Genomic DNA, 23,024 nt, shown 5'->3' on the forward strand with positions numbered 1-23,024 from the left:
CCGCTACGACAAGACCGCCACCATCTACCTCGCCGGACTCCACATCGCCGCCATCTTCATCTGGTCGGCGAGATGATCCGAAGGAAACGGCCTAGGCGCCGTGGTCGGTGTGCAAGACCGCGGCGGCGAGGCTGCCGCGGGCTCGCTCGGCGGCGGCCAAGGCGTCGGTGACGAGTTCGGTGCGCATGTGATCCGCGATCGACCAGCCAGCCGGGTGGCGCGCGGCAAGGACGGTGACGGTGGTCAGGTGGAGGAACTTTCGGCCGGCCAGCGGGAGATAGGTGATACCCCGGCGTACTTCGTGTTCGGTCACTCGCGGTGAAGCCGCGGCCGATCAGGTCCGGGGGCTTCGCTGTGGCCCGGTCCGCGACCGTGGTGCGGTGCCTGCGACACAGTCGTACTCCTGCCAGGCCGGTGCTCTCATCACGCGCGCGATCCGCTTGTGGTTGACGCGCCGGACCGCTTCGCGGAGCTCGGCGGTGATCCTGGGGACGCCACAGGTGCCGTCCGATTCGAGCTGCACCACCCGTATCCGGGCGGCAAGCCGAACGTCGGCCGCCTGCCGTGCGGCCCGGTTCGCGGCCGTCCGTCGCCAGTAGCAGAAACTAGACCGGGCGACGCCGAGGATGCTGCACAGCCGCTTCACGCCGAAGCGGCGCTAATGGTCGGTGACGAACAGGAAGCGGTTCACCAGCGCGTCTCTCTGGCGAAATACTTCGCCGCCTTCCACGGGATCTCGCGCTCCTCCTCCCCCCAGCTCGCGGACCTTCTTGCGCAGAGCGGCGTTCTCCGCCTCCAGCGGCGTGGGCGGTTCGGCCGACGCCTCCGCCCGGCGGCCCCGGGACCGGCTCGCGCCGACCGCCCGGACCCACTTCCGCAACGTCTCCGGGTTGACTCCAGATCAGCGGCGACCGACCTGATCGTCGCCTCGGGCCGCAACTCGTACAACGCGACCGCGTCCGCCTTGAACTCCAGCGGATAGAGCTTCGTGACCACGAGACACCTGTTCTCCTGAACCTCGAGATCCAAGTGTCTCGGGAGTCCAAGAACCGGGGTCGAGCCCCAGCGACTGATATACGGCTTTCTTCGGGGGCTCGACGGTCAGTTGGGAAGCCAGGAACCATGCAGTCCGAGAGGAACCCGAACAGGAACCCGGACACGGGCGATCGGTCCCGCCGTGGGGTCATCCGCGGGAATGATCAAGAACCAGCTGGACCCATCGGTCCGGTCGGTCGCAAAGGTCATCCAGTAGCCGCGTTCGTCGGAGTCCTGCCCCGGCTCGGGGGCGAAGACGGGTTCACCGAGAGAAAGGTCGCCCGACGACCAGACGCGTACGGTACCAGTGACGGTGTCGTACCAGCGCAGGGCGTTGTACTCCCCCGCGAGCAATCCCGCCTGGCCCGTCTCTGAGGCCAGTGCGACGTGCCGGTGCCTCCGGCCGATCCGTCGGTCGTCGACCCGGGGCAGCTCGACACGCGAGTCGTCCAGCTCGGTGCGGATCATTCGGCCCGTCGCCGGATCGATCCGGGCGCGGACCAGGCCGCATCGCACCGGCTCCGCGGCGAAGGTCGAGGGATCGCCGCCTACAGTCAGCCGGCTCCATTGCACGTAGTCGAGGACGACGCGAGCCTCACCGTCCGTAGACTCGTCATACGCGTTGACGGTATGCCACAGCCAGAACGCTTCGTCGGAGGCCCAGACGGGGCGTCCGCCGTCTCTGGGGATCAGGGCCACTCGAGTGCCGCGCTCCGGTCTCCAGGCCAGGAAGGAACCGCCCGTCATGGCAGCCCCGATGTCGATGAAGACCGGCGAGAGAACCAGGACGACATAGCGCTCGGTCAATGCCATGTCGTGGATCATCATGGGCTCGTCGACGCTGTCGATCGGTGTCGGTTTGCGCACGACGGCACCTGTGGGGTCGATGACCGACCACGTGAGGTAGGGAGGCTCCAGCGCGTAGCAGAAGACCACCATCTCCCCCGTCACCGGGTCGATCTTCGGATGTGCGGTGATGCCGGCCGGCAAGGCGCCGCCGAAGTCTTCTTTGCCCACCGTCCGCAGCCCCGCGTCCACCCGGAACGGGCACGCGGCTTCTGCGAGTGCCAAGGTCCGACCGGCGTGACGGACTACGTTGATGTCCGGGATGTCCTTGAAGTCGTTGGCGAGTTCCGGTCCCACCTCCTCAGGGCCGGGCAGGATGAATGATTCGACGCCACCCCACAGGGCTCGACCGACACGTTCCTCTGCCGCCATGGCCGGCGTCCGGACGAACCGATTGCGGTAGCGGGCACGCCCCTCGCCGAGCCACACGCCGTGCAGCATTCCGTCTCCGTCGATCGGATACAGGTAGGACCCGATCGGGGAGAACCGGGGGTTCGGGCCGTTGCGGACGTAGAGGCCGTCCAAGGATGTCGGAATCTCTCCGGTCACCTCCAGGTCGATGAAATCGACCTCCTCGGTCACCGGCGCGAACGACCCGAGCAGATGCGGCACACGAGTCGGGTCGAAACGCGGTTGAGTCTGAGTGTTCACGTGCCCTCGCTCTCGCCCTCGCAGATGCGATCCGGTGCAGATAGCAGAGGTCTGCTCACGCCTTCGACGCGGTGTTGGCGCCTGCGTCAAGCCTGAGCAGCGCCGGCGGCTTCGAACGTGCCGATTTCAACGTAACTCGACCTTCATCCAGCATCACACGAGGCACGGGCGTGCTCAAGGCGGTACCGCGTGCGCAGCGGAAACCACGGGTTCAGGATGACTGTGCGACGGCCGGCCCTCGGGGCGCCCTGCTTCGCCTCCCGTCGGCTGGCCGACTGCTCGATCACGGATCACATGCGGACCGAGCCGACGGTTGCCACCGTCGGGGATCCGGCCGAGTTCCTTCACGTCGACGTGAACCCGGCGTCGTCCCTCTCCGAGGCGGAGGCCTCCCTCGCCGCAGACCCGTCGCGTTGATCCGCTGCCGGTTCGAGCACGAGCATGGTGACGTCGTCCTGGACCTTGGGGGCGAACTGCTCGAGGTCGGCCCAGACCATGTCGGGCAACGCTTCCAGAGGGGCGTCGGCCAGGCGGGTCAGCCGCTGTTCGAGGGGGTAGAAGACGCCGGCCGCGTTCCTGGCCTCAAGGACGCCGTCCGAGGTCAGGAACAGCCGGTCCCCGGGCAGCAGCCCCAGCTCCACAGCGGCCGCCGGAGCGAACTCGGCCAGACCGAGCCCGAGCGGCGGGCCCGACTCGAGATCGATCGCCCCGACCGCGGAGCCGCGCAGCAGGGCGGGCGGGGGGTGCCCGCAGGAAACGACGCGGACCGACCGTACGTCCGGCGAGAACTCCAACAGCACCGCGGTCGCGAACAACTCCGCGTGTTCCGTGTCCTCCGAGTCGGCCCTCAGCCTGCGGTCCAGCCGGGCGGCGATCGCCTCCAGGTCCGGTTCGTCGAGGACCGCCTCACGAAACGCCCCCATCACGGACGCGACCGTCGCGATGGCGGACAGACCATGCCCCTGGACATCGCCCAGGACCGCCCGGATGCCATGAGGGCCGGTACGCACGTCGAAGAAGTCGCCTCCTACCAGGGTGCCGCGCTGCGCCGCTCTATAGAGACTCGCGCACCGCACCGCCCCCACCCGCTCCCCCACGGCGGGCACGAGGGCACGCTGTGCCGCCTCGGCCACCGTGCGCTCCAGATCGAGCTGGGCGTCACGACGACTGCGGACGAACGAGACGAACACGCTCAGCGCGGCGACGAAGCCGAGAGTGAGCAGATCGGTGCTTCCCGGGCGGTCCAGGTGGAGACCGGGAACGACGAGAAGGCCGACCGACGCGGCGCCCAGCGCGGCAGTCGCCAGCGGCCCGTAGGAAAGGACGGCCAGCGGGCAGATCGCCCCCAGCATGAAGTCGATGTCGAGCGGCTCGGAACTGGCGAGCGTGGCCGCCCCCACCCCCACGACCAGCACGACGGGCAGCAACCGCACCCACCGCGGCGGCGGGGCACCACGCAGCCAGCCACGCCGGTCCCGGCGCGGCCTCGCAACACCCCGCCTCGTCACTCCTCGCTCGCTGTGGATCATGCGAACCATGGAACCCCGTTCCAGGCAGCCGCGGACCAGGAGAAACCCCTAATGGCGCAAAAAGCGCAAACGGGCTCCGATCGTCGGGCCGTGGTCGGCGGACCCCCGGGGAGCCGGGCGGACGACGGAGACCGGTTCGGCCGCCCTCCACGGGGGCGAGGGCGCCCGGACCGGCAGAGTACGAGAGTACGAGGAATCAAACAGCTGGTTGGATGTCGAAAGGGCGGCCAGAAGGGCAGCCTCGAGGGCCGAGACGTGCTGCGACGATGGAGAGGGTGAGCGGGACGGCGCCTTTCAATCTCCGAGAGTGACGCAACGACGCCGGGCCGTCCTGTGCGGCGCGTTCCGTTGACCTGTGCACGGCGGACAACCGGCGAAGGAGGTTCGGAGGGTGATGCGGTCGAGGCGCCCCAGTCGGCCTTGTCACTGCTCCTGAGGAGATGAGAAGACCCGTCTGCCCGGACGGCGGCCCCGGCCAAACCAAGTCGTCCGGGCATATCGTCCTCCCCCGGTGGAGCCTGTCGACGCCGTACCGCTCGTGCCGTGCGACTCGCAGGCGCATGCCGAAGCCGGAGACCTGGAATCGGGAGCGCCCGTCTTCGTGCACGCCTTCGTCCTCGACTGGTTACCGGCCCGGTGTCCCTACGGCGAAGGACCGATGGCCCCGCCGACCGTCCCCGCGACCCGAAGCTCGTACGTGGGGCCCGCACCAGAGCTCGACGCCGCCCGGGCGCCCCGTACGTGACCTCACCTCCGCGCCGCCCCGCCCCTCCCGCGCGTACCGGTCCAAGGACGAACCATGCCGCCCACCGCCCTGCCCCGCCCAGCCTCAACGAGGAAGACGAGGGCGAGGACGGCGGCCGATGGGCAGACAGGAGAGAGGCCTCGGTCCCACAGCGCGCCGGCGGCACGAGCGTGGCGGCTGCCACCGCCGGTCTGAGCAGCGAGACAGTGACGGTCAACGAGAAACCCGGACGGGTCGGCGGAGCCGTTCGTACGTCCCACGCAGCGACCGGCCCGGTGTAGCGCGCGGCGAGCAGGCCGAGCACGGCCAGAACCGGGACATAGGCAGTGAGCCGTTTTCATCCTGAATAACTGCAGTCCAGGGGCGTGTGGAGGGCCTGGATGATGGTGCCGATGCGGCGGGTGGAGCACCTGGCCCGGCGGAGGATTCGCCAGGACTTCAGCTGTGCGAAGGCGCGTTCGCCGGGTGCTCTGAGCCGGGCGTGGTCGCGGTTGAACTGCTGGTAGTGCTCGGGCTGTTCGCGGTGGTTCTTGTACGGAGCGCGGACGGTGGCGCCGGCGCCCTGGCCGGCACGGTCGGCGAGGACGAGGATCTCTCTGGGGAGGCAGGCCTGGACGATGCCGTGGGCCCGTGCCGCGCCCAGGTCGTGGGTGCGGCCTGGGGTCGCGCGCGAAAACCAGAGCGGTGTGCCGTCAGGCCGGGCGGTGAAGTGCACGTTCGCGGCTGTGCTTGCGATGTTTCATCGAGCAGTACGACTTGTCTGCGGCGATGCTGTCCGGGGAGCGGGACGGCCGTCAACGATGACGTGGTCGCCTTCACCGAGGCCGGCAAGGGCTTCGTGGAGGCCGGGTGCCCAGCCGGCCAGAACGTCCAGCGTCTCGTCGACGTACCGCCAGGCGGTGGCCTGCGATATCCCGAACCCTGCTCCGGGCTGACTGCCCGGCCCGGCATCACGTCTTCTGCTCTGCCTCTTTTGTCCTGCGGTCTCGTGGTCGCCGTGCGGTTTGAGACTTCGGTGAGACTACCAGGACGCAGACCCGGCGATAGCTTGCGATCCGCCCAAGGACACGGGCAGACCCCGCCCGCGCAGGTGTGGGGCGTCGATCGAGAGGATTCACTGTGAAACTGGCTCGCTGGCCGGTCATGCTGGCCACCGCCGCCCTGGCCGCTGTATCCATGCTCACCGGCATGTCATCTGCCATAGCGGCCGAAGCCTCCGCAGCAGCACCGGTCGCCCGGGCCGTGGCCACCGCCGAACCCACCGCGCCCAAGTACTTCCTCGGCACCGGATACGGCCCGTACAACATCGCCCTGGATGCCGCCTACAACACCGCCTATGCGGCAGCGGCCAATGAGGGGTACGCCAGCTCGTCTTGTCGGCTGTCCGCCGGCCCGGTGCCCAACGAACTGAGCTCGGGCTATTACCAGATCATGCTTGAGATCTACTGCGTCCCGCCGGCCCCGGCCGGCGCCGGCCAGATCGTCGGCGTTCACTCAGGCAAGTGCCTGGATGTACGGGCGAGCGGCACCGCCGATGGCACACCGGTGCAGATCTACTCCTGCAACAACGGCTCGAACCAGTCCTGGAAGCTGTACCCGGACGGCACCTTGCGGTCCCTCGGCAAGTGCCTGGACGTCCAGTACGGCAAGACGGAGAACGGTTCGCTGCTCGGCATGAACACCTGCCACGGCGCACCGAACCAGCAGTGGCAGCTGCTGGAGGGCGGGCTGCTGCGCAGCGCCCACTCCGGCAAGTGCCTGGACGCGCTGGGCTGGGGTACCGGCAACGGCACCCGCGTCGGGATCTGGGACTGCACCCCCCACCACACCAACCAGCAGTGGCGGGGCCCCGGTCTGGGCATCTGAGTCCAGGTGCCCGGGTCTCCCCGGTGCCCGTAGGGGTACCGGGGAGACGGCCGCCGTCAGCCGCCCGTGCGAAGGCGGGCGGCAAGGGCGAGCAGCCCGCGTCGGTGACGGCGGAAGTAGGTCGCGCGGCCAAGGTGGAGGCGGCCGGCGACCTGATGGTGGGTTGCAGGTGTGTGGCCCAGGTAGTACGCGCACAGCACCGCCCCGGCTTCGGCATCGACGGCATCGTCACTGGCAGCCAGGTCATGAGCGGCGTCGCACAGCCATCGGCGCAGCGCCTCGGGTGTCGGCGTGGGCAGGTACGCCAGCAGGACGCTTTCGCCCAGCGCTGCGACGTCACGGACTCGGGCCAGCGTATGCGCGATTTCAGGCACCAGGCGCCCGTCCGCCTCAGGGTCCGCGATGCCGCTCGCTGGCCCGAGTCGGTCGAGCCACGAGCCCAGGGAGGCTGGGGTGAACTCGTTGCTGAACACCTCAGGCCGCCGGCCGCACCGAAACACATCATCACGAACGGTGCCGTGCACCCGGAAACCGAGAACCCGCACAAGCCGCTGGTAGTCACCGGTCGCCGTCGACACCACGAGCCGCCCTGCGTGCACCGCACGCTCCAGGATGTCCAGCAGCACCCGGGAGTGGGCCACCGGGTCGGGAGCATACGCCGCCCCAAGGAGAAGACCACCGGGCTGCCGACCAGTGACGAACTGCTCGGTGTGCTGCTGGAGCAACTGTTCCACACCTTCCGCAGTCCCCTCGCCGACAGGCAGCAGCGAAGCAAGACCCGCGGCACGGCCCTCACCATCCCGCGCCAGCCGGAACGCCGATGGACCGTGGGCCATCCAGAGGTCGGTGATCCGGTCGGCCCGCACCCGGTCGAACCCGCCGCGCTGCGCCCACTGCCGCATCAGCACACGTACCTCGTCGGCATCATCCCAAGTCGCCTCCTTCACGGTGACGGGCGACTCCGCGGCCGGGAAAAGCGCCGAGCGCAAGGCCGGATCTCCCGTCAAGAAGAGTCCCTGCCGCACCAGAGCAGCCTGCCGGTCGGCTTCGTGCGCCCCTCGCAGCAACGTGTGCCGGTATGCCGCGGCACGTGAACGTACGGTGTGATGGGCCAGCGGACGGCGCCAGCGATACGCGCTCTCCAGCACTGTGCGAAAGGGCTCCTCGACGGCGAGGCCAAGGGCCGTGCGCCGTACCACGCTGAGCCGCCCCAGACGGGTGAACTGCTCCGGGCCCGCAGACAGCAGGTGCTCGTCGCCCGCCCCGACGGTGGCCAGCAGCCGTAGGGCGTGCAGCATCCGCCCGCCGGGCACCTCACGCCTGAGCCGGGCCGCCAGTTCATCGGCCATCCGGTCCGCGACAGCCCCCTCATCATCCGCGTAGGTCCCGGCGTGCAGGGCCCGGCAGGCAGCGTGCGCGAGCGCCGGAACACCGCCGGCCAAGCGGACGACCAGAGCGCGGGTCTCCGAATCATCAATTCCCGCCGCCCTGGCCAAGTCATCGATGTCCTCATCGGCAAGCGGCATCAGCCGCACGGTGCGGATGCGGTATCCGCTCCAGCCCTCCTCCGCGAGCAGCGGCCGACGGCTGACCGCCACCAGGCGCCCTGGCTCGGCGCGCTTCACCCAGGCGAGCAGCGCAGCGGCCCTGTCCGGACCATCCACACTGTCGATCACGACACCACCGTCCTCACCCCCGACCGCCACGCTGGCACCCGAATCCAGCCGGGCGGCATCCAGGTCCACGACAGGCAGCCCCATCTCCCCAGCGAGAACAGACTTCCCCGCCCCCGGCGGGCCCACCAGATTGACCACGCCATAAACGGCCCACGCCGCACGCAGCGCGTGCCGTTCCGTATCCCGCGACACCCGCCCGTGCCTGGTCGCACTCATGCTCCGCCGTCTCCCGCCCCACCCGGTCCCCACCGGGCGCACCGAAGATACGACCGCCTCCACCGCAAACAACGACAACCGGCCACCTGGAAGCGCGAATTCCACTCCTGCCAACTCGCTCCCGACGCATCTTGCTTCGTCGGCGTCCCACCGCGGCCACCATCACTGTGCGTGGCGAACCCAGTCCGACCACCCTGAACGGCGGACGAGATTTCCCACCGTTATAACGCTCACCTGGAAACCGAGCCTTTCAAGGCATCTGGAAGCGCCGTGGGCGCCAGTACCGTCCGGCAGGACTGCAAGGTGCCGTCATCCGGGGCAGCAATCGGCCACACCGCCGTAGCCGGCGCCTTTGGCCCTGGCTACGAGTGGCTGAAAGGCAACCGTGCAACAGCGATCCGACCAGGGACACCCGCGGAACTGGTCATCAGGCCACCCGAGACAGGCGCCGAAGACGCCCTCGAAAACATCGCGGGCCACCCGATCCCTGCCAACCGGCTGTACGAAGAGGCCTGACCGATAGCAGCTGCGTGAGCGCCCCAGAGGACCGTGTGCAGGACGACAGAGAGGGAAGAGTCCAACACGCGACTCCCCGACTGATGAGACATCATGTCTGCGGCCGGTGCCGAGTCGGTCCAGGGACATCACCGTGAGGTGAACGCACTTCAGTGCGGCGTTCTCCGAGGGGAAGTGGCCGCGGATCCTGACTGCCCGGCGGATCCTTGCGTCGGCGGACTCGATCGTGTTGGTCGTGCGGACGACCCGCCGGATCTCCGCGTCGAACTGCAGGAACGGCGGCGTTCTCGGCCCACGCGTTCTCTCACAACCGGACGATCGCCGGATACTCGCCGTCCCCCTCCTCGCGGAATCGACTGGTGGCCGTGTCCTCTGTCGGAGCGGTGTAGGCCGGCTTCAGTGCCTTCGCGGTCATGTCCCAGTCCTGACGGCCGGCATAGCGGAACGACACCGTCAGCAGGTGAACGACGCAGGTCTGTACGACAGTCCTGGGCCAGACCTCGCCGACCGCGTCGGGCAGATCCTTCAGTCCGTCGCAGACCAGCATCAAGACGTCCTCGACGCCGTGGTTCTTCAGTTCGGTCAGGGCCCATAGCCAGTGCTTGGCGCCTTCGCCGTCCTCGGCGACGGCCCACAGGTTGAGAAGGGCGCGGTGGTTTTCGGACCCGTGAGCCGCACCCGGACGTCCGGTCTCGCCCGTGGACGCCGACGCGCGACGAGCCGCTTCCCGGCCGCTCCCGGTGAGGTTCCGCGCCGACGGGCCGCACCCGCCGGGCCACCGCGTCGACGGGGAAGCACGTCGCTTGCCTTTTCGTCTGGTCACAGGGGAGGGAAGGGCGCATGCACACTGGTGGAAGATCGGCTGAGACGGAGCGGGACGCATGGGATACGTGCTGATGGGCCGTGGGGGACTGTTCACCGACGGGCGTACTCGGCCTGGTACGCAGATTGCGGCCATCCCAGCGGGGACGACCCTCCAGTTCTACGCGGGCACGGGTCAGGTCCTGGCGAACGGAGATGCCCAGCTTGCTCAGTGGCGGCAGCCACCGCGTCGAAGTCCACGATCGCCCGGAGGATCGCACCCACACTGGGGGTCTGCTGAACGAACGCGGTTCCTCGCGTAGTGGGTTGCGGGCACGTCGGCAATCACGGCTCCGGGTGGGAACCAGCGGGCTACGGCCCGGAATCGTCGCCACCGAACTCCTCAGGGGCCTCAGCCGCAGCGTGAAACCAGGGAAAGGTGTGGCGCGCGTGCACAAGCGCAGCATGGAGCTGACGCGGTCCGGGTGGGTGAGGGCGAACCGCTGTGCCACCTGCGTCGAAGGAGCGGTCAGATCGACCGCCGGGACACCGCGGAGATCGAGGAGCACGGCGACGTCATCGGCGAAGATCTGCGCCTTGATTCGCGTTCCGGGAATCCTCATCGCTGTTTCCCGCCGGATCGTGCCGGTCATGGCCGAGATGATCGCTCCTCTTGCCCTCAAGGGCGGACTCCAGCAGCCGCTTCATCAACCACAGCAGCCCACCCCCGCCCCTCAACTGCGGATCTTCGGTGATCGAGTGTGCGGTTCACCGAGCACCCCGAGATCGAAGACACCCGGTCCTCGATCGGCAGCGTCGGGGACGACGTGTATGACAGTGCGCTGATGGAGACCACCGACGCCGGTGCACGCGACTGTCCTGGCGAGTGCCCGCTCCACGAGATCAGGTCGGGGAAATTCACCGCGCTTGCCAGAGCCGGGGGACAAGCACAGCAGGCGCTTCTGAGTGCCGGAATTCGCTGCTCGGTCGTGGAGCGTCTCACCGTTTTGCATTCCGGGTGACTCCCCAACCCGCCTTTCAGGCAATCAAAAGGGCCGGATTTTGTGCCTCAAAGGGCAGTGCCGCACTCCCGCTACGTCATCCACATAGACCTACCGCCTTCAGAGCGGAGCCTTAAGCTTGTCGGAATCCGTCGGCCGCCGCTTCGTCCCGAACCAGCCCGTAACGCTCTATATGTCCATTTATGGGCTCCGTCGAATCCTTTCTGCATGTTTCACGATATCTAATAGAAACCAGGAACACTGTGAATCGGACCTCGCAGTCAGCCGCACGCCCCGATGAGCCGAACTTCGTGCTGCCCGCTCCGCGGACGCCGTGCCCCCGTGAAGCGCCTGCTCTGAGGTGGGGGGTCCTCGCACCGGGAGTGATCGCGGAACGCTTCGTCGACGCGTTGCGGAACCACACTCGGCAGAGCGTGGTCGCGGTCGGATCGCGCGACGCGGGACGAGCGCGGGCGTTCGCGGACCGATTCGGGATCCCGGCCGCGTACGGAAGCTACGCCGAAGTGCTCGACGATCGCGACGTCGACATCGTGTACGTGGCCTCGCCGCACTCCCAGCACTTCGACCAGGCCATGCAGGCCATCGAGGCGGGCCGGCACGTGCTGGTCGAGAAGGCGTTCACCCGCAACGCCCGTGAGGCCGAGCAGTTGATCGCTGCCGCCCGCGAGCGGGGGGTGTTCCTCATGGAGGCCATGTGGACGCGCTTCCTGCCCCACATCGACGTCGTGCGACAGGTCCTGGAATCAGGGCTGCTCGGCGAGGTGCGGACCGTCACCGCGGATATGGGGTTGCCCGCGAAGCCCGACCCGGCCCACCGTCTGTTCGACCCCGCGCTGGCGGGGGGAGCGCTCCTCGATCTCGGCATCTATCCGGTCTCCTTCGCCTCCATGGTGTTGGGACGTTTTGCGTCGGTGACAGCCGTAGGGACGAAGACCTCCACCGGTGTCGATGGGCAGACCTCCGTCATCGTCACCGGTGAGTCCGGAGCGCACGGCGTGTTGAACACGACGCTCTTCGCACGCACGCCCACCACAGCGTCAATCTCCGGGGACCGTGCGAGGTTGGACATCGTCAGTCGCTTTCACCGCCCCACAACCATCCACCTGATAAGCCCGGATGACGAAGTTCTCGACACCTTCGTCCCCGAGGAAACTGAAGGTGGACTGTGCTACGAAGCCACGGAGGCAGCACGCTGCGTCGCCGCTGGAGAACTGGAGTCCAGCCTCATGCCCCTCGATGAAACCCTGAGCATCATGCGTGTCCTCGATACCATCCGTCGCGACCTCGGAATCACCTACCCCGGCGAGTGACCCCGGCTGAGGAGAGAAGGTGCCGCCCCGACGCCCGGCTGGTGCACGACCTCTTCAGATTGACCAGCCCTCTGACCTGCGATAGCACCCGGCTCTTGCGGGCGTAACCGTCACCCGAGCCATGGCCACTCTGAAGCTCGCAAGGGAGAACCTCCACAGTTGGCCCGCCCTGATCGGTGCCGCCAGGTGGAAAGTTGCCCGAATGTGCCGTACCAGCGGTCCGATGAGGAAAATGGCGCCTCCCTCATGGCTGGTTCCCTTTTTCGGCGACCTGTCGCAGAATAAAGCGACATCCTTTCCGAATGGCAGTCGGTGGGGTTGTCCAGGCTCGTTCACAAGGAGCGAGCGGCTTGGAGAGCGGTTATCAAAAGGGGACGGCTGCTCCTCCGGGCGGTTTGAGGCCCACTCTGGTGGACAGGCCGGAGTGGGCCTTGCCGCATTCTCCCGGCAGATGATGCGGAGGTCATAGATTGCGGTCGATCGTTCCCTGCGTGCACATTACCGGCTCCGCGGTCTAGCGCACTCTTCCCCATGACCTGCACGCCTGGGGCCAGTCCCACTCCCCCGGGGCTTTCGCCGAATGCGAGGGCCTGGGCGATCTGGGCCATGTCGGCTCCGATCTGATTCCTCGCACAGCAGCTGCGGCGGCGGCACCGCCGTGCGATCGGCTCTCGGTGGCGGCGCCTGACCGCCGGCCGCCAGGCCCTTCACACCCTCACCCATCTGCGGATGGGCCACACCTATGCCCAGCTCGCCGTCGGCACCACGACGGCCTACCGCTACGTCACCGAAGCGGTCGACCTCCTGACCGCTCTCACCCCCGGTCTGACCGACGCGATACGGACCGCGTCGGCGAAGGCGTACCTGATCCTGGACGGCACGCTCCCGCCGATCGACCGCATCACCGCGGACCGGCCGTTCTACTCCGGCAAGCACAAGAAGCACGGCATGAACGTGCAGATCCATGCCGACTCCCTCGGGCGACTGCTGTGGGCCTCACTGCCCCTGCCCGGAGCCGTCCACGTCATCCGCGCGGCCCGCGAACACGGCATCGTCGACGCCCTGCCAGCATGCCCGGCCTCGGCGTCATCCGCAGGCACCGCAACCGTGGTCTACGCCCGCAAGCGCTCTGTCGGCGAGAGGACCTGATCCGAAGTCAGACGGTCCTACCTGCTTCTCCGCTCCTCCCGACCGGCGTGCCTTTGCACGCCTTTCCGTATGACGTGGTTGTTCGTCGAGCCGTGCAAGGCGGATCTGGTCGAGCGGTTGATGCCGGACGAGTTGTAGGTGTCGCTCCCGTGGGTGGGGCCACCGACGGTGCTGCTACGTCCGGAGGGCGGGGGCCGTGGGCGGGCGGGTGACCACGAAACTCTGGCGGTGGTCGCCTTCGCGGCGAGGCCGAGGCGCACGTGGCGGCGGTTGCCACCGGGTTCGGCCCGGCCTGGCCCAAGGTCTGCCTCCGGTTCGCCCAGTGGAGCCGGGACCAGGTCTGGTCCCGGCTCCACCACGTGATCCTTTCGACCTGGGCCTGCGCCTGCGGCTGCTGGAGCAGCCGTAGCCAGGTTCATTCGCCTTGGCGGATCGCAGGGCGTCGTCACGAGCGATGGTGGTCGGCCACGCGGTTGCGGTCGGCGTCCTCAGGCCGGCCCGGAATAGCTGGAAGGCGACGGGTACGGGGGCAGCCCTGCCCGGAGACGGCCCGAGTTCTCCGCCCACTCGGGAGAAGGCGACCGCCAGGCGGCTCGTGAACCTCCCCCCGGCCTCCGAAGCGGACCACGGCAACCAGCTCGCAAGGGAAAGGGGCACATGGACAGGACACAGTGCCCCGCCCCTCCGGAGCGGACGGGCGCGGTCCAGAGCCGTCCGCTCGGTGACAGGCAAGGCGCGATCGCTGTCCCGCTCCGCTCCCGTGGGGAACCGCCCCGGGCAAGCGCCGGCCACAGCTGTCGTCAGGCCGGGGGGCCGCCGTCTCTCGAACCCTCGTTCACCATTCGGGTCGTCTCCCCTCCCAGGCCGACGAACACACAGTCCCAGCGCCTCCCCACTTCCTGAAGGGCCTGTACGGACGGATTGCCGTCCGTAGAGGCGTTCAACTCCGCCATCTCCGCGAAGAAGCCGTCGAGAGCCGGTGAGGTGATGAACAAGAACGTCACTTCATCGGTACTGGTGTTGTACGGACGGTGCACCTCGCCTCTGGGAACGATGGCGTACTCGCCCGCCCGCACTGTCAGCGTGCGATCACCTACATCGAGCGTCAGCTCGCCCTGGAGCACCCGGAACGCCTCCTCATGGTGCTCATGGACGTGCGGAGGAGGGCCCGGCGCACCCGGAGCGTGCGAGTACTCGATCAGTGAGTAGGCCCCTCCGGTCGCCGCGCTGTCGATCTTCACCGTCATCGGCCTGCCGGTCGGACCGGGAAAACGTCGTCCCTGGCCGGCCGCGATCACCACGGGATCACTCATGTGCCACCACCTCGCGTTCGGGTCGGCACGTTCATCGTCCCGCTGCGGCCCCGGAGGCGCAGCCCGGCCTCGGCGGGCACCGCCGGTGCGTGCACACGACATCCGGGCCACGAGACGCCGAAGAGCGTGACCGCCCGCCGGTGGGCCGCCACGCCTCGGCTCCCGCATGCCGACAAAGACCTACGGCGTCCCTCACCTGCGCAGCCGTCGCCCTCGGCGAATCACGCGAGCCGGGATTCGACGCCCGCGGCTACTGCCGAGACGAGGGCATCCTCCGGACCTGTTCCGCCCTCACTGGCGACCGCCTCTGCTGTCGGCGAGGACCCGGACCCGTCGACAGCAACACGAGCTCGAACGGAGGATCGCGCACGGCGCGGGTCGCTAAACGGAGGGGGCGCGAGGCACGGGACTCGTAGGGGCGGTGGAGGCCACGGCGCCCACCAGTTCGGCCGCCGCATCGACCACGTCGAGTTCGACCAACTGGGGGTCGTCCAGTACGAGCAGAAGTTCATCGAGGGCGCGAGCGAACAGCCCTTTGTTCCTGTACAGCATGGTCATGCCCCCCTCGCGCAGAGCGGCACGGACTCGGGGGGACGTCAGCATGCCGTCGTCCGCGGTCGAGGCGAGGAGGCGCTGGGCGATCTGTGCCTCAAGAGGCGACGGGATCCAGGTGGCCATGCGAAAGGCCATCATGAGCTCAGCGACGTGACGGCGGGCTCGACTGGTGGCCGCGGGCTCCAGGTCGAGTTCGGGGTGCAGAGGGGAGAACGTGGTCACGTGGGGTCCTCTCGGAATGCGGGCGGGAGCCGGGTCCTTGACGGCCTTCGCGTACACGAGGCGAGACAGGTCGGCGTGCGGCCCGGCGACGCGGGTGGCATCGCGCGTGGATATGGCCCGATAAGTCCATTACCTGCTCCGTTTCATTAGCCCTCCACCAGGGGTCGTCCGGACCGGGGAATGTCCCTAGTCCGGGCGGACGTGCGTCTCCCCGCCCGACCGGATCGACGGCAGGCGCCCTCGATGCCCCGGCGCCGCCGGGACGGCCGCCCGAACAGGACGTGGCCCCTTCGGGGGTGCCTTCGACCGGCCACAATCCCGTCAGCTCGATGTGGAGTCCGGTCCGGGGACCCTGTCCGCCAAGCCCGTGTCTCTTGCGGTCCGGGCGGGACGCGGGGCACAGCGGGCGGGTCAGGGCGCGCTCCGCCCGCGACGGGGCAGAGCGGAGCCGATGGCCCGCGAGGACTCGATGTCAATCTTGTGCGCCTCGTCCAGCCGGAACAGCGCAGGCACGCCTTCGAGCAGGGGTCCAGCAGATCGGTGACGGCCGCCTCATGCCGAAAGGCGAACTCCAAAGGATCTCTCATCCGTCCGAACGCCCGATGAAGCGATGACCGCGGGATTCGCGCACGCGCCCTCCAGACACCGATGCTCGACGGGACCAGCAGTGCGCCCGTTCTTCTGAGAGCGTCGTGCGGGCATCGAGAGCGGCGGGCGGGGAGGGCACGCCGGTCTCGGGACGCAGGAGGTCCCGCGCAGGCCGGTGCCGGTGGGCGGCTCCGCCGTGACGAGGTGCTCGCTTCGGCCGGTGTGCGGGACGGCGAAGCCCGGCTCTCCGCGGCCCCGCGCCGTCGAGAGCCGTCAGTGGCGCTCCGCTGCCGGCTCCAGCACGAGCATGGTGACGTCGTCCTGGACTCGGGGAGGGCGAACTTTTCGAGGTCGGTCCAGACCATGTCGGGCAACGCTCCCAGCGGGGTGTCGCTCAGACGGGTCAGCCGCTGTTCGAGGGGGTCGAAGACGCCGGCCGCGGCTGCTGGAGCAGTACGCCCTTACCGGCTGGGGCTCTACCGCCTCGCTGGTCCCGGCCACACCGAACGGTTTACCGTCCCTCTCCTCTGCCGATCAGCGGCGGCTCCATGGAGGGCTTCTCGATCAGGAACTGCATCGAGGCGAGCAGGCTTCCGTCGGTACCGGCCGCGGTGATCGTGCCGAGGGTCGGCGCGGCCGCGCGTCCCACCGGGAAGTACGCGGTGAACTCACCGGTGCTCGTGACGGTGACGAACTGGACGGGACCGGTCGTGCCCCACGTCAAGCTCACCTTCGCGTTCGGGGTGAACCCATGGCCGTGGACCCGGGTCACGCGTCCCGGATGTGCGACGGACGGCACGATGCTCAGCGAGCCCGGTGGCACGATCCTGGGCCCTGGCGGAGGCGTCGGGCCTGTCGTGGCGGGTCCGGGCCCGCCAGTACCGGTTGGAGGGGGCGAGGTCGGCGGATTCGAGGGGGAGACAGTCGGGGACGGGTCGGGAGCGGGGCGCACCTCGGCGCGTAGCGTCGTCCGGGCGGCCTGTTGGGCGCGCGGGGGGCCGCTGCTGCCCCGTACCTCGAGAACACCTTCGTATGTCCCGGCGCTTGCGGGGGTGAAGGAGACGACGGTGATGCAGGTTTCGCCGGCGCTGAGGGTCCGGCCCGTGCACGTGCCCTGCTCCCGGAACGGCGGAGGGAGCACCACGGCGTCGATCTTGACGGCGCCCGGCCCCGCGTTGGTCAGGGAGAGCGGGAGCCCGATGCCCGCCGTAGAGGGATTGTCGTGCGTCCCGAAGTCCAGGCGCGTGGGGTTGATGGTCAGACGGCCTGGGAGCGGCTGGGCATAGGCGTCGTCCTTGGTGTTGGTGTCGCTCTCCGTCAGTGATTCCCGCGAGGTGAAGAACGCGCGGGTCGCGTAGGTGTCGAACGCCGCGGCCGGTCCCTCCCCGGCGCCGAGGCTCGCGATGGCGGTGGGACTCTCGTCTCCGGCGAGGGCCCTGACGAAGAGCCCGGGAGCCGACGTATCCGCTGCCGTGCCGAGGTTGGAGGCCGTCGAGCTGAAAGCGACGACCTTGCCGTCCGGAGAGAGCGCGGGGCGGTCGCTGTCCTTGTCGCCGGGCGTGCCGTCGGTGTTCGCCGATACGACCCTGGGGTTGTCGCCCTGGGCATCCGTGACGACGACCTGCCTGGGTCGCGCGTCCGAAGCCGCCTGGGGGCCTCGGACGAAAGCGAGCGTCGTTCCGTTCCGTGACACGGCCGGCGCGGTCAGCGCATCTCTGTCGCTGTCGACGATGACGGTCGCCGGACCGGGCCGGTTGTTCGCCAAGGAGGCGCTCAGGATGGCACTTTCGCTGGACGACATGTCTGGCCTGTCCTGAATGGACGGACGGGCGAAGAACAAGGTCTTCCCGTCTCCCGAAAGTGTGGGCTGGACGCCGTCGACGATCTTCGTCCCGGAGCCGCCCCCGTCAGCCACATCGGCGATGGTGGCTGGTCCGGGTATGAACCCGGGGGTGGAGGCGGTGTCTTCCCGCAGCTCGATCACTTGGCGCTCGACCTGCACGGTGATGGACAGGCCGTTGATCGGGACCCCCGAGGACCCGTACGGGGAATTGTTCGCGCTGAAACGTGCGGTGTGGGTCCGGGGGCCGTCGTGCGTCACCCCGGGCGCGTCAGTTCCGGCCACCTGCGGCTTCGGGTTGATAAGAAGGTAGAGGGAGCCGGCAACGGTTCCGGATTGACCCGCCAGGATCGGTACGGATTTGCTGCCGACCTCCTCCAAGGCTGCGGCGCGAGCCCGCACACGTGGGCCGGGATCCACCAGTTGGATGGCGGAGCAGTCGTCGGCGCTGAAAGTGAAATCTCCGTTGAAGGGATCATAAGAGGGAACCACGGCGATGAATGGACGGCCGGGAAGGGCGCTGCCTACGGAGACCACGTTTCCCCTTGTCTGATCAAACCCCATGACCATCCTGCTGAGGCGCAGGGGGAGATTCGCCATCTGTTGTTTCGTGAGATCCGGGCCGGATTCGCACCAAGGGGCGCTGAGGGGGCCGGCGCACCGCGCGACCAGGCCGATGGTGGACTGCCCCTCAGGGGTGGCTCCGTTGGTCCGAAGCTGTCCGAAGTAGACGTTGGAGGGGGAGCCGTCGCACACTGACGGGTGGAATGTGACCTCGAAGCGGCACCTGCCGTCGGTGTCACACGTCTTGCTTCCGAGCGAGAACGCGGGAGGCGTGGAGTCCGGCTTTGTGTTCTCGATCGTGGGCTGGCCAGTGAGGTCCTTCTGCTCCTGCCCGTGCAGTAGCGACCAGGTGCCGAGGGTGACCGTATGGTCCGCGTCCCGCCCCTGGAATCCCATGTGGGAGATACCGGCCAGGCCGTTGAAGTCGACGACGCTCCCGAGAAGGGCGAGCGTCGGTTCAGTGCGCCCGTTGGCGACCGCGATCTCCAGATACGGCGAGACCGAGGAGAGGACGCTGGGTTGGACGATCTTCGACCCGTCGTCGGAGATGCGCGGTCCGCAGTCGCTCTTGCACAGACTCGGGAAGGAGGACGCGACCGCGCCGGGCGCGTTGCCGAGGTCGTAAGCCTTGATGTTGCCCGCCTGGTCGAGGGTCTTCCGGCCGTCGACATCGCGGTCGACGACGGCCGTCGACACACGGGGTGCGTAGGCGCCTCCGGAGGTGGACGTCCGGTAGGTCACGACCCGCCCATCTGCGGAGAGTTGAGGGGCGGTGGAGTCGACGGAGGGGTCGCTGAGGAGGGTGACGATGCCGGTACTCAGGTCTCTGCCATAGACACGGCTGGTGTTCCCCTCCGCCCGGGGGTACAACGGTGTCAGCGCCGGCAGGTCGGCGTTGCTCTGGAAGACCGCGTGTCGGCCGTCCGAGGAAACCTGAGGCGCCGCCCCTCCGGCCGCGGACTCCTGTCCGTTGCCTGACGAGAGCAGTTCGGCCCCCGCGCTCGGGGTGGCACTGACAGTGGTCCGGTCCAGCAGTCCGACCCCGTACAGGGCCAGTACCAAGGCCGCCGTCAGTAGACCGACGAGTGGAAGGGGTCGCCATCGGCTCCGCCGCTTGTGCCTGTGCTCCATGAGTCGATGAGATCACCGTTGCTCGGGCAGTCTGTGCATCTGGAGACGAGCCCACCCGATGGGGCCGCAAGGCCTGCCCTTCGGGGAAGGCCAGCGCTCCCCCTTCCGCAGTCTGTGGAAGCACTTGCGGGCGGCAGGGGTAGTCGTGCCGTGAAGGCGATGATCCGTGTGCCGTCCTCGACGCCTTCGGCGAAGGAAACGTCGGGCAGCGGAGAGGGAGGGTCGGCGACTCCGCGGCGGGCGATCACCGGTGTCGGCGGCCTTCCCGGCGTCAGTGAGCCGCTGAGAACGCTTACCGCTTGACACAGGCCATAGAGGCGCCCTCCTGGCGCAGGCGAGCCGATGGCCGTGCGGGACGGGTCGAGCAGGCCGACTCGTCGATACGGTGCGGGATCCCGTGCGACCGGCCCCGGACGGTCGCTCCGTACCGGGTCGGGAGCCGGCGACGGGTACCGGCTTCGATCCCCCTGATCAGGGCCTGAAGACCGTCAGTCACAACCACTGCCCAGCATGTCGATGATCACGGTGAACGGCGTTTCCCGGAGTCAGGTCCTGCGGGCGTGCATCAAGTCCCGCAGCTCTCGCCTCCCCCTGAGATCATTTCTGACATAGATGTTCGCCAAGTGGTATTCGACCGTCTTGACGCTGAGGTAGAGCTCCGCCGCGATCTCGCGGTTCGTCCAGCCGCGGGCGATCAGTCCGGCGACGTCCCGCTCCCGGTCCGTCAGCGATTCCCAGAACCCCTCGTCGTCCCGCTGCGTCGACGGGCCCTCGAGCGCTTCCGCCAGTAGTGCGCGGCACCGCTGCCGGAACGGTTCCGCGCCCAAGTCGGCGAAGGCCTTCTCCGCGGCTCGCAGATGACCGCGTGCCGCTTCCGCATCGCCGGCTTGCAGCAGCACGGCGCCCAGGTCCTGCCGCGTGGAGGCTTTGTGCAATACGGGGTTCCCGCCATCAGGAGGCACGGCGACACCCTCCCTGTAGAGGCGCACAGCCGACTTCAGATCGCCCTCGGCGGCCGCGATCGCCCCGCCGACCCACCGCACCACTACGGGAAGCAGCGCTCCGCGCGGTTCGGCCGCCGCCAGTTCCCGCAGCACCGATCGGGCCCGGCGGGTGTCGCCGGTGCGTGCGTACGACACCCCGAGCAGTGGCATGTGTCGGAGGGCGTAGAGGCGCGAGCGGCTCTCGTTGACGGGGTCCTTCACGGTCGGCCCGATGAGCTCCACCACCCTGTGGTGGTCGCCGGCGGCGAACTCCACCGTTGCCTGCGTGGCCGCGAGATGGAAGGCGGGACCTTCGAAATCGGCTGGTGCCCGGGCCTGTGCCTCCCCCAGGGCCGACCTGGCTTCGTCGAACCGGCCGCTGAAGCCCTCCAGGACCGCGATGAAGCAGTTGAGACCGAACGAGTCCGAGGGCCGGCCGGTGGTGTGGGTGATGTCCAGCGCGACGGAGAGATGTCGCCGGACGTCCTGCCACTGACCGAGCGCGAGGTGGCACCAGAGGATGTAGGTCAGTGCCGAGACGCTGCTGATGTTCGACAGCCCCACGTCGCGCCGCTGGGCCGCTGCGGTGAGGTCGTGGACGCCACCCGTGAGGTCTCCGGCGAGACCGCGGAACATGCCTCGGTAGATGAGCGCGTCGGTGTGGGTGGCCGGTACGCGCCCGGGTGGGTCCGGCAGGTGGTCAAGGTGTTCCAGGCCGGCGGCGGGACCACCGATGAGGGCGCGACCATAGGCGAGGGCGGCCTCGGCCATTCCCCTCACCGTCTCGTCGTGGGCGTGCCGTAGGGCGAACCGGGAGGAGGCGAGCGATTCCTGTCCGAGCCCCAGGGAGCCTTCCGCGATGCCGAGCTCCGCCGCAGCGGACGCGGCCGAAGTCATCTCTCCGCGAGCGGTGAAACCCTCGAGCGCACGGTCGAGGTGAAACCGGGCGCGCGATGCCTCACCCCTTGCCAGACTCAGCAGGCCCAGGGCCTCGTCCCGCTGCGGCCCGTCCGGGGACTCCAGCACGGCGTCCTCATGGCGCAGCGCGGTCCGAGGCCGGCCGCCCGTCACGTGAAGGCGCACGGCCGAAACCAGCGCCTCCTGCCTGCGCCCTGCCTCCGGATCCACGCGGGACGCGGCGAACAGGTAGTCGGCGGCCAGTGCCACCTGCCCGGCTCGCACCTCTCGCGCGGCCGCGTCGCGAAGCTCACCGGCCAAGACGGGGTCGTACGTCTCCGCCGCCGCTACCCTATGGCGCCAGCTCGCCGGTGGCTCCAGGATCTGGGCTGCCCTGCGGTGCATACGGTTGCGTTCCGCTCGAGGAAGGGCCGCGTACAGTGCGTCCCGCTGGCCGGCGTGCACCAGAGCCAGAGTGGGTACCGCGCCGGGCACCCACACAACGGCGTGCTGCTCCACGAGTACGTCGGCATCGGCACCCGCTGATTCCGAGCCCAGCAACTCGTTGAGGAGCGGTACGGTCGCCGGGGTGTCGAGGACGGCGAGCATGTTGAGGATCGCGCGGCTCGCCGCGGGGAAAGTGCGCGACCAGGCGCCGACGGCGTCGCTGAGGGAGGCGGGTACGCTCGCCGTGGAGGGCTCGTCGGGCAGCTCGCCTCCGAAGGCTCCGATGACGGCCTCAAGGAAGAGCGGGTTGCCACCGCTCCATACGGCGAGACCGTGCAATTTGTCCCGCGAGTGCGGCCGGGAGGTTCGGTCCTCGATGAAGTCACGTGTCTCGTCGGGTCTGAACCCGCGCAGCCGGATGTGTTCAGGTCCTGGCACCAGGTCCGTGAGCCCCATGTCACGCATCGTCTGCGCGGAGTGCTGGGTGCAGACGACCGTCAGCACCCGCTCCGCCCGCTGCCTGTGCAGGGCGAAGCCGACCGACTGCAGCGACTCGATGTCGATCTTGTGCGCGTCGTCGAGCCAGAGCAGCAGGGGCGCGTCTTCGAGCAGCGAGTCCAGCAGGCCGATGACGGCCGCCCCCACGCCGAGGACCGAGAGCTGAGGTACCGCGGTTTCCCTGGGATGCGTCGCCGGGAGGTGGGCACCACCATCGGTGAGCAGGCCGGTGACGGTGTAGAAAGGCAGATCCGGCCTCGGAGGCACGTCCCACGCCCGCAGGACGGTGAATTCCTTTGAGGCCTGCTCCGCGAACTTCTCGACGAGCACCGTTTTACCGATGCCATCCGGGCCCGAGATCACGATGACCCGGGGAATCCCTCGCGCAGCGGCCCGGGCGGAAACCCGCAGAATCTCCAATTCCTCGGAACGTCCGATGAACCGGTGGCCGCGTGATTCCTCCACACGTACTCCAGACGCCGTTGTCGGAAGGGACTACCCCATGCGCCACTCTACTGAGAGCGCTGTAGTGTCGCCGTCACATAGGGCAGGGCGCGCCGCGAAGGCTTCCAGAGCGTCTGGATGACGGGTCCGACTGAGCGATGGATCCCCGCAAGCGCGGGG

Annotated in this window: 13 protein-coding genes and 5 pseudogenes; 5 read left to right on the forward strand and 13 right to left on the reverse strand. The window is 68.7% G+C overall.

The features are described from left to right. Positions 1-91 precede the first annotated feature (91 nt). From ACZ66Z_RS32690 to ACZ66Z_RS32710, 5 genes and pseudogenes are all read right to left on the reverse strand, one after another. Complete coding sequence (locus ACZ66Z_RS32690) at positions 92-313, reverse strand: DDE-type integrase/transposase/recombinase (RefSeq protein ID WP_469939253.1); 222 nt, start codon at positions 311-313, stop codon at positions 92-94. 21 nt (positions 314-334) lie between these two features. Then, complete coding sequence (locus ACZ66Z_RS32695; RefSeq protein ID WP_469939255.1) at positions 335-646, reverse strand: IS3 family transposase; 312 nt, start codon at positions 644-646, stop codon at positions 335-337. A 12-nt stretch (positions 647-658) separates the two neighbouring features. Further along, positions 659-886: pseudogene (locus tag ACZ66Z_RS32700) on the reverse strand (hypothetical protein); the annotation flags it as partial. A gap of 215 nt (positions 887-1,101) precedes the next feature. Beyond that, positions 1,102-2,532, reverse strand: coding sequence for a carotenoid oxygenase family protein (locus ACZ66Z_RS32705; protein WP_469939257.1), 1,431 nt, complete (start codon positions 2,530-2,532; stop codon positions 1,102-1,104). 344 nt (positions 2,533-2,876) lie between these two features. Continuing rightward, entirely contained in the window at positions 2,877-4,061 is a 1,185-nt protein-coding gene (locus ACZ66Z_RS32710; protein ID WP_469939259.1) for a PP2C family protein-serine/threonine phosphatase, read from the reverse strand. 511 nt (positions 4,062-4,572) lie between these two features. On the opposite strand from ACZ66Z_RS32710, the gene ACZ66Z_RS32715 reads away from it, so the two are divergent. Next, complete coding sequence (locus ACZ66Z_RS32715; RefSeq protein ID WP_469939261.1) at positions 4,573-4,806, forward strand: hypothetical protein; 234 nt, start codon at positions 4,573-4,575, stop codon at positions 4,804-4,806. A 337-nt stretch (positions 4,807-5,143) separates the two neighbouring features. On the opposite strand, the pseudogene ACZ66Z_RS32720 reads toward ACZ66Z_RS32715, so the two are convergent. Next, a pseudogene (locus tag ACZ66Z_RS32720) lies at positions 5,144-5,743 on the reverse strand (transposase family protein); the annotation flags it as partial. 182 nt (positions 5,744-5,925) lie between these two features. Here ACZ66Z_RS32720 and ACZ66Z_RS32725 point away from each other — a divergent pair. Beyond that, complete coding sequence (locus ACZ66Z_RS32725) at positions 5,926-6,672, forward strand: RICIN domain-containing protein (RefSeq protein ID WP_469939263.1); 747 nt, start codon at positions 5,926-5,928, stop codon at positions 6,670-6,672. Positions 6,673-6,728: 56 nt separating this feature from the next. On the opposite strand, the gene ACZ66Z_RS32730 is transcribed toward ACZ66Z_RS32725, so the two are convergent. The 3 genes and pseudogenes from ACZ66Z_RS32730 to ACZ66Z_RS32740 form a co-directional block, all read right to left on the reverse strand. Beyond that, the gene (locus ACZ66Z_RS32730; RefSeq protein WP_469939265.1) at positions 6,729-8,564 is read right to left on the reverse strand and encodes a hypothetical protein; all 1,836 of its coding nucleotides are present in this window, start codon (positions 8,562-8,564) and stop codon (positions 6,729-6,731) included. A gap of 612 nt (positions 8,565-9,176) precedes the next feature. Next, positions 9,177-9,741 (reverse strand): annotated as a pseudogene (locus ACZ66Z_RS32735) (IS256 family transposase); the annotation flags it as partial. Positions 9,742-10,478: 737 nt separating this feature from the next. Then, positions 10,479-10,622: pseudogene (locus tag ACZ66Z_RS32740) on the reverse strand (IS256 family transposase); the annotation flags it as partial. Positions 10,623-10,642: 20 nt separating this feature from the next. On the opposite strand from ACZ66Z_RS32740, the gene ACZ66Z_RS32745 reads away from it, so the two are divergent. From ACZ66Z_RS32745 to ACZ66Z_RS32755, 3 genes and pseudogenes are all read left to right on the forward strand, one after another. Further along, positions 10,643-10,903, forward strand: coding sequence for a hypothetical protein (locus ACZ66Z_RS32745; RefSeq protein ID WP_469939267.1), 261 nt, complete (start codon positions 10,643-10,645; stop codon positions 10,901-10,903). Between the two features lie 290 nt (positions 10,904-11,193). Next, positions 11,194-12,213, forward strand: coding sequence for a Gfo/Idh/MocA family protein (locus ACZ66Z_RS32750; RefSeq protein WP_469939269.1), 1,020 nt, complete (start codon positions 11,194-11,196; stop codon positions 12,211-12,213). Between the two features lie 639 nt (positions 12,214-12,852). Continuing rightward, a pseudogene (locus ACZ66Z_RS32755) lies at positions 12,853-13,278 on the forward strand (transposase family protein); the annotation flags it as partial. Positions 13,279-14,162: 884 nt separating this feature from the next. On the opposite strand, the gene ACZ66Z_RS32760 reads toward ACZ66Z_RS32755, so the two are convergent. The 4 genes from ACZ66Z_RS32760 to ACZ66Z_RS32775 form a co-directional block, all read right to left on the reverse strand. After that, positions 14,163-14,675, reverse strand: a complete 513-nt coding sequence (locus ACZ66Z_RS32760; RefSeq protein ID WP_469939270.1) for a cupin domain-containing protein — start codon at positions 14,673-14,675, stop codon at positions 14,163-14,165. A 381-nt stretch (positions 14,676-15,056) separates the two neighbouring features. Continuing rightward, a complete protein-coding gene (locus ACZ66Z_RS32765) occupies positions 15,057-15,452 on the reverse strand; it encodes a hypothetical protein (RefSeq protein ID WP_469939271.1) in 396 nt (131 codons plus the stop codon). 1,099 nt (positions 15,453-16,551) lie between these two features. Next, a complete protein-coding gene (locus ACZ66Z_RS32770) occupies positions 16,552-19,506 on the reverse strand; it encodes a hypothetical protein (protein WP_469939273.1) in 2,955 nt (984 codons plus the stop codon). 614 nt (positions 19,507-20,120) lie between these two features. Then, complete coding sequence (locus ACZ66Z_RS32775) at positions 20,121-22,865, reverse strand: AAA family ATPase (protein ID WP_469939275.1); 2,745 nt, start codon at positions 22,863-22,865, stop codon at positions 20,121-20,123. Between the last annotated feature and the right edge of the window lie 159 nt (positions 22,866-23,024).

The sequence above is a fragment of the Streptomyces sp. NPDC107498 genome, assembly GCF_055582805.1.

Excerpts from the sequence above, each read along its gene's own strand:
- ACZ66Z_RS32710 (WP_469939259.1), bottom strand. The coding sequence starts at position 4,061 with ATGATCCACAGCGAGCGAGGAGTGACGAGGCGGGGTGTTGCGAGGCCG.
- ACZ66Z_RS32730 (WP_469939265.1), bottom strand. The coding sequence starts at position 8,564 with ATGAGTGCGACCAGGCACGGGCGGGTGTCGCGGGATACGGAACGGCAC.
- ACZ66Z_RS32760 (WP_469939270.1), bottom strand. The coding sequence starts at position 14,675 with ATGAGTGATCCCGTGGTGATCGCGGCCGGCCAGGGACGACGTTTTCCC.